Source organism: Agromyces sp. H17E-10, assembly GCF_022919715.1.
GTDB lineage: Bacteria > Actinomycetota > Actinomycetes > Actinomycetales > Microbacteriaceae > Agromyces.
Window position 1 is genome coordinate 1277883 of the sequence record NZ_CP095042.1, and the last position, 12960, is coordinate 1290842.

The window sequence follows — 12960 nt, forward strand, 5'->3', positions numbered from 1 at the left end:
CCCTCCCAGCCCCGGGTCGCCCGCGACGCTAGCGCGACCGCTCGTGTGCCGCATGCGTGCCAGCACTGGAGCACAGTCGGCGCCCGGCCCCTTGTGTAGGAAGAACCGCGGGACACGCCGCCGCCGACCGCTCCGTGCACGGCGTGTCGCGGGTTCTTCCTACACAGGGTCAGGCGAGGGTGCGGCGGGCCTCGGCCGCGAGCGCCTCGGCGACGGCGTCGAGCAGGGGCGAGCTGAGGTTCCACTGCTGCCAGTACAGGGGCACGTCGACGGGCTCGCCGCCGAGGCGCACGAGCTCGTCGCGCCCGAGCTCGTCATCCGACTGGAACTCGGGCAGCATGCCCCAGCCGAGCCCGAGCTTCACGGCGTTCGCGAAGTCGTTCGACGCCGGCACGTAGTGGCGTGGGGCGCGTTCTGGGTCGAGGCCCGCGGCATGAAGCGCGTCGTGCTGCAGATGGTCGCGGCGGTCGAAGTCGACGAGCGGTGCGTGCGCGAGCCAGGCGGGCAAGGCGGCGGCGTGTCGCGATGCCGCCCGGCCGGCGCCGCGCTCGGCTTCGGCCCGGCCGCTCCACCGCGCGACGAACCCCGGCGTCGCCACGGCCTCGTAGCGCATGACGCCGAGCGGTCTCACGAGGCATCCGGCCACGGGGGTGGCCTGCGAGGTGACCGCGCCCATGACCGTGCCCGACTCGAGCAGGCCGGCCGTGAAGTCCTGGTCGTCGCGGTGCAGGTCGAAGACGACAGGATGCTCCGCCGCGACCCGCGCGAGCGCCGGCAGGTACCACGTCGCGAGCGAGTCGGCGTTGACCGCGAGCGGGATCGGCACCGGGCGGTAGGCGCCGGCCGCCGCGCGAGGCTCGCCGGAGTCGTCGGCGCCGCCCCGCTCCGTGTCGAGTCCGAACTCGGCGAGCGCGTCGTGCTCGAGCAGCGCGAGCTGGCGCGCGAGCCGCACGACGGCCGCACCCGCCTCGGTGACGCGGGCGGGCTTCGATCGGACCACGAGCACCCGGCCGAGCTGCTGCTCGAGCGTCTTCACGCGCTGCGACACGGCCGACGGCGTGAGCCGCAGCCGGCGGGCGGCCGCGTCGAAGGTGCCCTCGTCGATCACGGCAGCGAGGGTTCTGGCGAGGTCGAGTGGAATCTGCATCTGAAGCAACGCTAATGGTTCTGAAGGATCTTGAGCTGGATTGATGCACGTTCGCGACGTAGCGTCGACTGCGTGATCTCCCCCGTTCTCGCCGGCCTCGGCCTCGGATTCTCGCTCATCGTCGCCATCGGCGCGCAGAACGTGTTCGTGCTGCGCCAGGGCATCCGTCGCGAGCACGTCTTCGCCGTCGCGGCGATCTGCGCGGTGAGCGATCTCGTGCTGATCATCGTCGGCGTCTCGGGCATCGGCGTCGTGATCGGCGCGGTGCCGTGGCTCATCGACGTGATCCGCTGGGCGGGCGCCGCGTTCCTCGTCGGATACGGGCTGCTCGCCGCCCGCCGCGCGCTGCGCCCCACCGGCGACGTGCTCAATGTGGAGGCGGGAGTGCCTCGGTCGTCGGAGGCGGGCGTGGGGACTCCCGCCGCCGACGCCCGTGGCGCCTCCGTCGCCGTCGCCGCGCCCTCCGCGATCGCCACGCGTACGACCCTCGCGAGCGCGGTGCTCACGTGCCTCGCGCTCACCTGGTTGAACCCGCACGTCTACCTCGACACGGTGTTCCTGCTCGGGTCGGTGGCGAACAGCCACGGCCCCGACGGCCGCTGGTGGTTCGCGGTCGGTGCGGGCGCGGCATCCGTCATCTGGTTCTTCGCCCTCGCCTACGGTGCCCGCCTGCTCGGCCGGGTGCTCTCGACGCCTCGCGCCTGGCGCATCCTCGACGGCATCATCGCCGTCGTCATGCTCGCGATCGCGGCATCGCTCGTGCTGCCCCACTGACGGGGAATGGCGGGCTCCCAACCGTCGTGCTACCGTTTCCGACATCGTGAGCACCTTCACCTGTCGCTGCTGTCGCCGCTAGGCGGTCGTCTCCCCGACGACCCCAGGGCGCGATTCCCCGCGCCGCCGACCGCAGCCCCGTGCTCACGCCGCATCCGACGCGTCCGCGTCAGCTCCGCGGCATCCGCCTCGAACCGATCTCGTATCGATGTCGAACCGGATGCCGAGCAGCCGACGTCAACGGATGCCGGGGCCGCCGCATCGTCGGCGCACCACCCGGCACTCGAAAGGACCATCCCATGTCGACCATCCCCGTTCTCGACCTCTCACTGCTCAACGGCACGACCGAGCAGCAGGCGCAGTTCCGCGACGACCTCCGACGCGCGACGCACGAGGTCGGCTTCTTCTCGCTCATCGGCCACGGCGTGCCGGCCGAGCTCATCGACCGCGCGTATACGGCGGCACGGGCGTTCTTCGCCCTCCCCGAGTCGCACAAGCTCGCGATCGAGAACGTCACGAGCCCGCACTTCCGGGGCTACACCCGCATGGGCGGCGAGCGCACGCTCGGCCGCGTCGACATCCGCGAGCAGATCGACCTCGGCGCCGAGCGCCCGGCCGTGCCCATGACGGCCGACACCCCCGACTACTGGATCCTCGAGGGACCGAACCTGTGGCCCGAGGCGCTGCCCGAGTTCCGCGCGGTCTTCGAGGAGTGGATCGCCCGGCTCGACGTGGTCGGCACCCGTCTCCTGCGCAGCTGGGCCGAGGCGCTCGGCGCCGCGCCCGACACCTTCGACGCCGCCTTCGAGCGGCCCTCGCCGTACCTGAAGGTCGTGCGCTACCCGGGCGTCTCGGCCGAGCAGCCCGCGCAGGGCGTCGGTGCCCACAAGGACCTCGGTGTGCTCACGCTGCTCTCGGTCGAAGACGGCAAGGCGGGCCTGCAGGTGGAGAAGGACGGCGAGTGGATCGACGTCGTCGCACCCGCCGGCGCGTTCGTCGTGAACATCGGCGAGCTGCTCGAGATCGCGACCGACGGCTACCTCAAGGCGACCAAGCACCGCGTCGTCTCCCCCGCGCCCGGCACCGAGCGCATCTCGATCCCGTACTTCCACGGGCCCGCGCTCGACGCCGTGATCCCGACCATCGAGCTCGCACCCGAGCTCGCCGCCGAGGCGCCCGGCATCACCCGGGACCCGGCGAACCCGCTGCACCCGGTGTTCGGCGAGAACTGGCTGAAGAGCCGGCTGCGCGCCCACCCGAACGTCGTCGAGGCGCAGTACCCGAGACTGCTCGTCGGTGCCTGACCCGGCTGGACGCGTACACGGCGACTCGTGAGTTCGCGTGGGGTGTCGAAAACGGCTGTCGCCGTTCGTCGTACTCGCATAGCGTGACCGAGAGAGAGGATTCCACCATGGAATACGCACTGTTGTACGCCGAGGGCGTCGATGCCCTGCCCTACGTGCCCGCCGACGACAACATCGGCGAGTGGGTCGACGACATCGTCGCCCGCGGCATCGCCGAGTTCGGCATGCGGCTGCGCCCCGGCGTGGATGCCACGACCGTGCGCGTCCGCAAGGGCGAGCTGCTCGTGAGCGACGGACCGTTCACCGAGTCGAAGGAGTCGGTGGGCGGCTTCGACATCATCGACGCCCGCGACCTCGACGAGGCGATCGAGGTCGCATCGAAGCATCCGGTCGCCGGGTTCGGCCGGGTCGAGGTGCGACCGTTCGTGCAGTGGCCCGGTGCGGAGCCGGGCGCCCGGATCGTGCCGGCCGGTCTGCACGAGCGCCCCGCGCAGGGCCGGCAGTACGTGCTCTTCGTGATCGCCGACCCCGACGGGGAGACGCTCGACGACGGCGCCGACCCCGAAGCCTGGGTCTCGGAGATGGACGGACGCGGCGTTCGCCTCTTCGGCGACGTGCTGCGCGGCCCCGAGGACGCCACGTTCGTGCGCCGACGCGACGGCGAGGTGCTCGTCAGCGACGGACCGTTCGCCGAGGCGAAGGAGTGGCTCGCGGGGTTCGACCTGCTCGAGGTGCAGGACCTCGCCGAGGCCATCGAGGTCGCGTCGAAGCATCCCATGGCGCGTGGCGGCACGCTCGAGCTGCGCCCGATCTGGCCGTTCGACCCCCACGAGGACCACGCGGCACGCGACGAGCGCGAGCTGCTCGAGTTCGGGGTGCGGCTCGAGCCGCACGCGGCCGACGTCGCCGGCGCGGTGACCGAGGTACGGTCCTGACCGAGGCCGGGGCGCCTGCGGCAGGGTCCGAGGCGCATGCGACGACTCCGTCCGACGAGGGCGGGGTCGCCGCGGCCCTGCGCACCGCGTTCGAGGGCGAGTGGGCGCGCGTCGTCGCGACGCTCATCCGGGCGACGGGTGACTGGGACGTCGCCGAGGAGGCGACCGCCGGCGCGTTCGAGCGGGCGACGGAGACCTGGCCGCGCGACGGTATCCCCCGCAATCCCGGTGCGTGGCTCACGACGACCGCACGCCGCGTCGCGCTCGACCGCCTGCGGCGCCGCGGCGTCGAGGCGGAGAAGGTGAGGGAGTGGCTCATGGACGCGGAGGCCGACGGCAGCAACGTCGGGCCCGCCGACCCGGCCGACCTCGTCGTCGCCGGCGACGAGCCGATGTGGAACGACCGGCTGCGCCTCGTCTTCACGTGCGCGCACCCCGCCCTGCCGATGGAGGCCAGGGTCGCACTCACCCTGCGCACCGTCGGCGGGCTCGAGACGCGCGAGATCGCCCGGGCGTTCCTCGTTCCCGAGGCGACGATGTCGCAGCGCATCGTGCGCGCGAAGCAGAAGATCCGCAACGCCGGAATCCCCTATCGCGTACCGCCGGCGGAGGCGCTGCCCGAGCGGCTCGGTGGCGTGCTCGCGGTCGTCTACCTGATCGCGAACGAGGGCTACCTCGCGTCGTCGGGCGATCGGCTGCAGCGGCTCGACCTCGCCGCCGAGGCGATCCGGCTCGCGCGGCTCGTCGTGTCGCTCATGCCCGACGCCGACGAGGCGCGGGCGCTGCTCGCGATGCTCCTGCTGCAGCATTCACGGGCGGCGACGCGCGTCGACGCGGCGGGCGACCTCGTCACACTCGCCGAGCAGGACCGGTCGCGCTGGGATCGGGGCGAGATCGCCGAGGGACTCGCGCTGCTCGACCGATCGAGCGGCGCGGCCGGGGTCGCCGCCGGGCGTCGACCGTCGGCGGGCGCGTACCGACTCCAGGCCGAGATCCAGGCCGTGCACGCCCGAGCGGCGACCGCCGCCGCGACCGACTGGCATGCGATCGTCGGCTGCTACGACGCGCTCGCGTCGCTCACCGACTCGCCGTTCGTGCGGTTCAACCGGGCGATCGCCGTCGGCGAGGCGAGTGGGCCCGAGGCCGGGCTCGCCGCACTCGCGGCCGTCGAGGCCGAGGGCCGCCTCGCCGGGTACCACCTGCTGCCCTCGGCGCAGGCGGAGTTCCTTCGCCGCGCGCAGCGCCTCGACGAGGCATCCGCCCGCTATCGCGACGCGATCGCGCTCGCGCCGACGGCGCCCGAGCGGAGGTTCCTCGAGCGGCGGCTGGCCGATCTCGGCTGAGGTCTCGCGCCGCATCCACCGATCGGTGGATGCCGGAATCGAACGGCCGGGGGCTGCCGCGACCACGCGGACTCCGGCACGCTCGTCGGCATGGAAACCATACGAAGGCGTCCCCCGTTCACGCGCCTGCCGGAGAACGCCGTGCGGGTCCGGGGGCTCCGCAAGGAGTACGGCGCCACGACCGCGATCGACGGCATCGACTTCGACATCGCGCGCGGTGAGACCTTCGCGCTGCTCGGGCCGAACGGTGCGGGCAAGTCGACGACGATCGAGATCCTCGAGGGCTACCGAGCGCGCACGGCGGGCAGGGTGACCGTACTCGGCGTCGACCCGGCCCGCGGTGGCCGCAACTGGCGCGCCCGGCTCGGCATCGTCCTGCAGTCGGGCGGCGAGACCGGCCAGTACACCGTGCGCGAGCAGCTGCGCCAGTTCGCGGGCTACTACCCGAACCCGCGCGACGTCGACGAGGTGATCGCGGCGGTCGGCCTCGAGGCGCAGGCCGGCACCCGGCTGCAGAAGCTCTCGGGCGGACAGCGCCGACGCGTCGACGTCGCACTCGGCATCGTCGGGCGGCCCGAACTGCTCTTCCTCGACGAGCCGACCACGGGATTCGACCCCGCGGCACGACGCGCGTTCTGGGAGCTCATCCGCCGCCTCAAGGCGGAGGGCACCACGATCGTGCTGACCACCCACTACCTCGACGAGGCCGCACAACTCGGCGACCGGGCCGGCGTCATCGTCGGCGGCCGGCTCATCGACGTCGCACCGATCGACGCGCTCGGCGGCGAGGCGGCGCGGGTGCCGATCGTGCGGTGGCGCGACCGCACCGGCGCGCCGCGCGAGGCTCGCACCGAGGCCCCGGCCCGGCTCGTGGCATCCCTCATCGACGAATTCGGGGCGAGCCGCGCGAGCTCGAGGTGATCCGCCCGAGCCTCGAGGACATCTACCTCGGGCTCGTCGGCGAAGCCGCCGTCGTCGACGTCGAAGACGTCGAAGACTCCGCCCTTCGACCGGCTCAGGGGGCGAACGTCGCATGAGCACCGTCATCACCCGGCCGATCGGCGTCACGCGGATCGGCGCCTCCCGCATCGCGTACGAGACGAAGGGCTACTTCCGCTCGCTCGACACGGTGTTCTTCACCTTCCTGTTCCCGCTCATCATGCTCGGCATCTTCACGGCGGCGTTCAGCGCGTCGGGCGACGTCGGACCCGACGGCGCGAAGATCAGCGTCGGCGCGTTCTACCTGCCCGGCATGCTCGCCGCGGGCCTCCTGCTCTCGGGCCTGCAGAACCTCGCGGTCGACATCGCCGGCGAGAAGGGCGACGGCACCCTCAAGCGGCTCGGCGGCACGCCGCTATCGCCCGTGTCGTACTTCCTCGGCAAGATCGGGCAGGTCTTCGTCACGGGAGTGCTGCAGGCCGCGCTCATGCTCCTCGCGGCGGCGACGGTGTTCGGCATCGCCCTGCCGACCGACCCCGCGCAGTGGTTCACCTTCGCCTGGGTGTTCGTGCTCGGCATCACGACGTCGGCGCTGCTCGGCATCGCACTGTCGTCGGTGCCGCGCAGCGGCCGGTCGGCGACCGCGGTCGTCATCCCGATCGTGCTCGTGCTGCAGTTCATCTCGGGCGTCTACCTCTCGTTCAACCAGCTGCCCGAGTGGATGCAGAACGTGGCGAGCCTGTTCCCGCTCAAGTGGATGGCGCAGGGTATGCGCGCCGCGTTCCTGCCCGACGAGTTCGCCGCCCTCGAGCAGGACGGCGCGTGGGACCTCGGCCAGGTCGCGCTCGCGCTCGGCATCTGGCTCGTGGTGGGGCTCGTGCTCAGCCGACTCACCTTCCGCTGGATCCGGCGGGATGCATGAGGCTGCGCCAACGCCGGGGCGGGCATGTACGTGAGTGACTGCCGGGCGAGCGCGCCCCGCATGAAGGCCGGGGCGGGCATGTCGGGGGACGTGCCCGCCCCTCCGGTGCGTGAGAGCATGGCGGCATGGTGAACCGCCGCTGGTGGGATGCCGCGGCGATCGCGGTCGCGATCGTCACCGTGCTGTTCGGCCTGTCGGTTCCGCCGTACGGCATCGCCGACTACGGCGTCTGGACGGTGTCGGGCGTGTTCCTCGTCGTGTACTTCGCGTACTTGCGCGGACGCCTCGAGAGCGAGGACGCACGCCAGCACGTGGTGATCACGATCGTGCTGTCGGTCGTCGTCGGCGTCGGGGTCGCGTTCGACCCGGGCGCCTCGATCCTGCAGGCGTTCGCGTACCCGTACCTGTGGGTGACCTCCCCGTCGACCCGGCGCGCGATCGTGTCGAACGTCGTGCTCGCGGTCGCGCTCCTCGTCGGGTACCTCGCCCACTCCGGACCGAGCGGGCTCGTCACCGGCGTCGCCGTGGTCGGGCTGTCGCTCGGGTTCAGCCTCGCACTGGGCCTGTGGATCACGCACATCGCGTCGGTCGGCGAGGAGCGTGCCCGGCTGCTCGAGGAGCTGCAGGCCGCGCAGGGTCAGCTCGCCGTCCTGCACCGCGACGCGGGTGTGAGCGACGAGCGTGCGCGGCTCGCGCGCGAGATCCACGACACGATCGCGCAGAGCCTCACCGGGCTCGTCATGGTCGCCCAGCGCGCGGGCAACCGGCTCGCCACGATCGACGACGCGACGCCCGATGCGGCGGCCGCGCGCAGCGACGTCGAACTCATGGAGCAGATGGCACGCGAGGCGCTCACCGAAGCGCGCGGGCTCGTCGCGACGCTCGCCCCGGTCTCGGCCGACGGCGGCCTCGCCCCCGCCCTCGACCGGCTCGGCGAGGCGTTCGAGCGCGAGACCGGCGTGCGGGTGAGCGTCGACGCGGATGCCTCGTCGGCGCTCGATCGCGAACTGGAGGTCGTGCTGCTCCGCAGTGCACAGGAGGGACTCGCGAACGTCCGCAAGCACGCGGGTGCGCGCCGGGTCTGGATCACCGTCGCCGACGACGGTCACGAGGTCGTGCTGACCGTGCGCGACGACGGGACGGGACCGATGACCCGTCGTGACCCGGCGGACGACGGTCCCGCACCGGGCGGGTTCGGCCTCGCGGGCCTGCGCGACCGCACGGCGCTCGTCGGCGGCACCCTCGAGTTCGGCCCGGCGCCCGACGGCGGCTCGCTGCTGCGCATCGCCGTGCCCGGGAAGGAGCCCGCGTGAACCCGATCCGCGTCGTCGTCGCCGACGACCACCCCATCGTGCGCGCGGGCATCGTCGGCCTGCTCGAGACCGCCGTCGGCATCGAGGTCGTCGGCGAGGCGGCGAACGGCGCCGAGGCGATCGAGCTCGCCAGGTCGCGGCATCCCGATCTCGTGCTCATGGATCTGCGGATGCCCGTCGTCGACGGCGCGGCCGCGACCGCCGAGATCGTCGCGGCGGTGCCGGGCACGCGCGTGCTCGTGCTCACGACCTACGAGACCGACGAGCACATCCTCGCCGCGATCGAGGCGGGCGCGGGCGGCTACCTCCTGAAGGCCGCCCCGCAGGAGGAGATCCTCGCGGGCATCCGGGCCGTCGCGGGCGGCGAGACCGTGCTCGCGCCGTCGATCGCCGCGAAGCTCGTGTCGCGCGTCCGGTCGGAGGCCGCGGCCACGTCCGCACCGCCCGTGCCGTCGCTGTCGCCGCGCGAGCTCGAGGTGCTGCGACTCGTCGGGGCAGGCCGTTCGAACCCCGAGATCGCGGCGGAGCTGTACATCGGCGAGGCGACCGTGAAGACGCACCTGCTGCACGTGTTCGAGAAGCTCGAGGTCAACGACCGCACCCGCGCCGTCACCCGTGCGATGGAGCTGGGGCTGATCTGATCGGTCGTCGGCGCCGTTTCGCAACCCGTCGACGGCACCGCGGTCGCCGCCTACGCTGACGGCGTGGTGAACCGAAACCTGCGAGTCGCCGTACGGCGTACGAAGATCCTGCCCGCGTGGGTGAGGCATGCGGATGCCGCCGCAGCCCGCGCGGTGAACCGACGCCGGACGCACCCGCTCGCCGACCGGTTCTGGTCACGGGTCACCGGCTTCGCCGACCGGGGCGTGCTGTGGTGGACGATCGCGGGCATTCTCGCCGTCACGGGCCGGCCGCGTGTCGCCGTGCGGGGGCTCGCATCGCTGCTCGTCGCGAGCGCGCTCACCAACGTCATCGCGAAGCGGGTGTTCGGTGGCGACCGCCCGCTGCTCGCGGACGTGCCGATCGGCCGGCGGCTGCCGAAGCCGCCCATCACGCCGTCGTTCCCGTCGGGGCACTCGGCGAGCGCGGCCGCGTTCGCGACGGGGGTCGCGATCGAGTCGCCACGGCTCGGCGCCGTGCTCGCCCCGGCGGCCCTCGGCGTCGCGTACTCCCGCCTGCACACCGGGGCGCACTGGCTCTCGGACGTCGTCGGCGGGCTCGCGCTCGGCGCCGCCGTCGGTGGGCTCGGCGCCGTCGTCGTGCGGCCTCGGCGCGGCGCGGCCGACGTGTCCGAGTCCGCGAGCGGCATCGACCGGAGCCTTCCCGCGTGCCCCGACGGCGCGGGCGTCTTCATCGTGGTCAACCGTTCGTCGGGAACGAGTGTGGTCCGCAGCGACCCGCTGCCCGTGCTCGAGCGACGACTGCCGATGGCCGAGCTGCACGTGCTCGACGGCGGAGGCGACGAAGACCCCGGGGCCGCCGTGCGCGCGGCGCTCGCGCGCGACGATCCGCCGCGCGTCGTCGGCGTCTGCGGCGGCGACGGTTCGGTCGCGGCGGTCGCCCACGAGGCCCGGGCGGCCGGGGTTCCCCTCCTCGTGCTGCCGGGCGGCACCTTCAACCACTTCGCCCGCGCCGTCGGCGCGACGACGATCGACCTCGCCGTCGACGCCCTGCAGCGGGGCGATGGCGTGCGCGTCGACGTCGCCGAGCTCGCCTTCGCCGGCGGCCCGCCCATCACGGTGCTGAACACGGCGTCGGTCGGGCTCTACCCCGACTTCGTCACCGAACGAGAACGGCGCGAGCCCCGCTCCGGCAAGTGGCTCGCCGCCGCCGTCGCGGCCGCCCGGGTGCTGCACCGCTCCGATCCCGTCGACATCGTCGCCGGCGCGCGTCGCGCCCGGGTCTGGAGCCTCTACGTGGGCGTCGGGCCGAACGACCCCGGCATTCCGGCGCCGATGCGACGGCGCCGCCTCGACGGCGGCGTGCTCGACGTGCGCGTGCTGCACGCGGGCTCGCGGTTGCGGGCCGCTGGAACGCTCGCCTTCGGTCGCCGCACGAGCGCGCTGCTGCGCGGCATGCGACTGCTGCCGAAGCGGTTCGAGTCGTACACGACCGAGTCGATCGACGTGCTGGTACGCCCGCGGCACGGGCAGCCGCCGGGATTCGCGCACGACGGCGAGGTCGCGACCGAGGCCACGGTCGACGCGAGCGCCCGCACCCCCGCGCCCGGGTACCGGACGACGGTGCGGATCGTCCCGGCCGCGCTCGACGTCTACCGCCCGCGATCCGGCTCCTGAGCCCGGCGGAGCCGGGCGCCGAGGCATCCCGGCCGGACGCACCCCAGGGCGGGCGCCCTCAGCGCAGGCGCCTCGACGTGACGCTCAGAGCAGACGGCGCGCGTTCGCCCAGGCGGTGAGCTCGTGCCGGCTCGAGAGCTGCAGCTTGCGCAGCACCGCCGAGACGTGGGTCTCGACGGTCTTCGTAGAGATGAACAGCTCGGCGGCGACCTCCTTGTAGGCGTAGCCGCGGGCGATGAGGCGCATGACCTCCTGCTCGCGGGCCGACAGCCGGTCGAGCTCGTCGCTCGCCTGCGCGGTCTCGCCCACGGCCGCGCCGAACGCGTCGAGCACGAACCCGGCGAGCTTCGGCGAGAACACGGCGTCGCCGCTCGCGACGGCGTGCACCGCGCGACTGACGTCGGCACCCGAGGAGCCCTTCGTGATGTAGCCGCGCGCCCCCGCGCGGATGACCCCCACGACGTCTTCGGCCTTGTCGGAGACGCTCAGGGCGAGGAACCTCGTGCCCGGCACCGCTGGCGCCGCGCGTCGGATGACCTCGGCCCCGCCGGTCGAACCCGCCGGAACGGCGGCGCCCGGAAGATGCACGTCGAGCAGCACGACCTCGGGGGCGGCATCCACGACGGCGGCGACGGCGCTCTCGACGTCGTGCGCCTCCCCCACGACCTCGACGCTGTCGTCGAGGTCGGCCTTCAGGCCGGATCGGAAGATCGAGTGGTCGTCGACGATGACGACCCGCACGCGTTCAGCCATGGGACGCCTCCGCTCCGCTCCGTTCGGTCGCCTGCCGGTCGACCGGGAACCGCAGGCGCACCTCGGTGCCGACACCGCCGGCGCCGGGCGCGACCGTCGCCGAGCCGCCGGCCCGCCGCATCCGCCCGATGATCGACTGCCGCACGCCGAGCCGATCGCTCGGCACCTCGGCGAGCGCGAAGCCCGGCCCGCGGTCGCGCACGAACACCTCCACCGCGTCGGGCGTCGACTCGACGTAGACCGAGATCTCGCCGCCCGCGTGCCGCGCCGCGTTGAGCATCGCCTCGCGCGCGGCCGCCGCGAGCTCGCCGCTGGCCCGCTCGCGCTGCTCGCCGACGGCCACGACGTCGACCGTCACCGGGTAGTCGATCTCGAGGTCGGCGGCGAAGTCGCGCAGGTCGGTGCCGAGGTCGCTGTCGGCCGGGGCGTCGCCGGCGAACAGCCAGTCGCGCAGCTCCCGCTCCTGGGCGCGCGCGATGCGTGCGACCTCGCTCGTCGCTCCGGCCCGGTTCTGGATGAGCGCGAGGGTCTGCAGCACCGAGTCGTGCAGGTGGGCCGCGATCTCGCTGCGCTGCTCCTCGCGGATGCGCTTCGTGCGCTCGTCGGTGAGCTCGCGCCACTTCGCGATGAGCGTCGGCACGTAGACGAGCAGGATGCCGAGCACGACGGTGAGCGCGGCGGCGAACGTCGGCACCGGGTACCACGAGGCGATCGGCCCGAGCACGAGCACGAGCGCCGTGATCGCGAGCAGCGCCGTCACGACGACCCGCACCGCGAACTCCTGCCGCGGCCCGCGTTCTGGGTCGGGGCGGTCGACGAGCGTCGCCCAGGCGCCCGCCGCCACGGCGAGACCGACCCCGGCGACGAGCGCACCGAACCACCAGCCGAGGCCGTTGCCGCCCGACTCGACGACGCCGCCGGGGGTCGTCCAACCGATCACGAGCAGCACGGCCGACGCCGCCACGAGCAGCCACGCGACCGGGGCGCGACGGGTCGGGCGCGCCTCGCCCTCCTCCCACGGGGTGAGCACCCACAACCAGAGGTAGAGCAGCAGCCCGGCGCCCCACGCGAGACTCGTCACCACGAACGCGGCGCGCACGAGCGCGACCGGCCAGCCGAGATGCGTCGCGAGCCCCGCCGCGACCCCCGTCGCCACGCAGGCGCGCGGGCGGGTCATGCGGGGCGTCTCCATGCCAGCCATCAAACCAGACGGGGATGCCCCGGCCACCGGCC

Annotated in this window: 11 protein-coding genes and 1 pseudogene; 9 read left to right on the top strand and 3 right to left on the bottom strand. The window is 73.4% G+C overall.

The features are described from left to right. Nucleotides 1–169: 169 nt before the first annotated feature. Nucleotides 170–1147: a LysR family transcriptional regulator ArgP gene (locus tag MUN74_RS05820; RefSeq protein ID WP_244855484.1), complete on the bottom strand. Its 978-nt coding sequence runs from the start codon at nucleotides 1145–1147 to the stop codon at nucleotides 170–172. Between the two features lie 72 nt (nucleotides 1148–1219). Here MUN74_RS05820 and MUN74_RS05825 point away from each other — a divergent pair, with 72 nt between their 5' ends. From MUN74_RS05825 to MUN74_RS05865, 9 genes and pseudogenes are all read left to right on the top strand, one after another. Beyond that, entirely contained in the window at nucleotides 1220–1921 is a 702-nt protein-coding gene (locus tag MUN74_RS05825; RefSeq protein WP_244855485.1) for a LysE/ArgO family amino acid transporter, read from the top strand. 299 nt (nucleotides 1922–2220) lie between these two features. Beyond that, nucleotides 2221–3225, top strand: a complete 1005-nt coding sequence (locus tag MUN74_RS05830) for an isopenicillin N synthase family dioxygenase (protein ID WP_244855486.1) — start codon at nucleotides 2221–2223, stop codon at nucleotides 3223–3225. 107 nt (nucleotides 3226–3332) lie between these two features. Then, complete coding sequence (locus MUN74_RS05835) at nucleotides 3333–4160, top strand: YciI family protein (RefSeq protein ID WP_244855487.1); 828 nt, start codon at nucleotides 3333–3335, stop codon at nucleotides 4158–4160. Between the two features lie 77 nt (nucleotides 4161–4237). After that, the gene (locus tag MUN74_RS05840; protein ID WP_244856361.1) at nucleotides 4238–5503 is read left to right on the top strand and encodes an RNA polymerase sigma factor; all 1266 of its coding nucleotides are present in this window, start codon (nucleotides 4238–4240) and stop codon (nucleotides 5501–5503) included. Nucleotides 5504–5593: 90 nt separating this feature from the next. After that, nucleotides 5594–6540: pseudogene (locus MUN74_RS05845) on the top strand (ABC transporter ATP-binding protein). Further along, a complete protein-coding gene (locus MUN74_RS05850; RefSeq protein WP_244855488.1) occupies nucleotides 6537–7364 on the top strand; it encodes an ABC transporter permease in 828 nt (275 codons plus the stop codon). Before MUN74_RS05845 ends, MUN74_RS05850 begins: the two are co-directional and overlap by 4 nt. A gap of 125 nt (nucleotides 7365–7489) precedes the next feature. Continuing rightward, nucleotides 7490–8677: a sensor histidine kinase gene (locus MUN74_RS05855; RefSeq protein ID WP_244855489.1), complete on the top strand. Its 1188-nt coding sequence runs from the start codon at nucleotides 7490–7492 to the stop codon at nucleotides 8675–8677. Beyond that, nucleotides 8674–9318, top strand: a complete 645-nt coding sequence (locus MUN74_RS05860; RefSeq protein ID WP_244855490.1) for a response regulator — start codon at nucleotides 8674–8676, stop codon at nucleotides 9316–9318. The genes MUN74_RS05855 and MUN74_RS05860 overlap by 4 nt, the downstream gene beginning before the upstream one ends. Nucleotides 9319–9381: 63 nt before the next feature. After that, nucleotides 9382–10974 (top strand): bifunctional phosphatase PAP2/diacylglycerol kinase family protein, encoded by a 1593-nt coding sequence (locus MUN74_RS05865; RefSeq protein WP_244855491.1) that lies wholly within the window; start codon nucleotides 9382–9384, stop codon nucleotides 10972–10974. 84 nt (nucleotides 10975–11058) lie between these two features. On the opposite strand, the gene MUN74_RS05870 is transcribed toward MUN74_RS05865, so the two are convergent. Next, nucleotides 11059–11727 (bottom strand): LuxR C-terminal-related transcriptional regulator, encoded by a 669-nt coding sequence (locus MUN74_RS05870; RefSeq protein WP_244855492.1) that lies wholly within the window; start codon nucleotides 11725–11727, stop codon nucleotides 11059–11061. Continuing rightward, on the bottom strand, nucleotides 11720–12904 hold the full coding sequence (locus MUN74_RS05875; protein ID WP_244855493.1) for an ATP-binding protein: 1185 nt from the start codon (nucleotides 12902–12904) through the stop codon (nucleotides 11720–11722). The genes MUN74_RS05870 and MUN74_RS05875 overlap by 8 nt, the downstream gene beginning before the upstream one ends. Between the last annotated feature and the right edge of the window lie 56 nt (nucleotides 12905–12960).

What these genes read in the sequence shown, in the direction of transcription:
- MUN74_RS05820 (WP_244855484.1), bottom strand. Translation starts at nt 1,147, where the DNA reads ATGCAGATTCCACTCGACCTCGCCAGAACCCTCGCTGCCGTGATCGAC.
- MUN74_RS05830 (WP_244855486.1), top strand. Translation starts at nt 2,221, where the DNA reads ATGTCGACCATCCCCGTTCTCGACCTCTCACTGCTCAACGGCACGACC.
- MUN74_RS05835 (WP_244855487.1), top strand. Translation starts at nt 3,333, where the DNA reads ATGGAATACGCACTGTTGTACGCCGAGGGCGTCGATGCCCTGCCCTAC.
- MUN74_RS05850 (WP_244855488.1), top strand. Translation starts at nt 6,537, where the DNA reads ATGAGCACCGTCATCACCCGGCCGATCGGCGTCACGCGGATCGGCGCC.
- MUN74_RS05855 (WP_244855489.1), top strand. Translation starts at nt 7,490, where the DNA reads ATGGTGAACCGCCGCTGGTGGGATGCCGCGGCGATCGCGGTCGCGATC.
- MUN74_RS05870 (WP_244855492.1), bottom strand. Translation starts at nt 11,727, where the DNA reads ATGGCTGAACGCGTGCGGGTCGTCATCGTCGACGACCACTCGATCTTC.
- MUN74_RS05875 (WP_244855493.1), bottom strand. Translation starts at nt 12,904, where the DNA reads ATGACCCGCCCGCGCGCCTGCGTGGCGACGGGGGTCGCGGCGGGGCTC.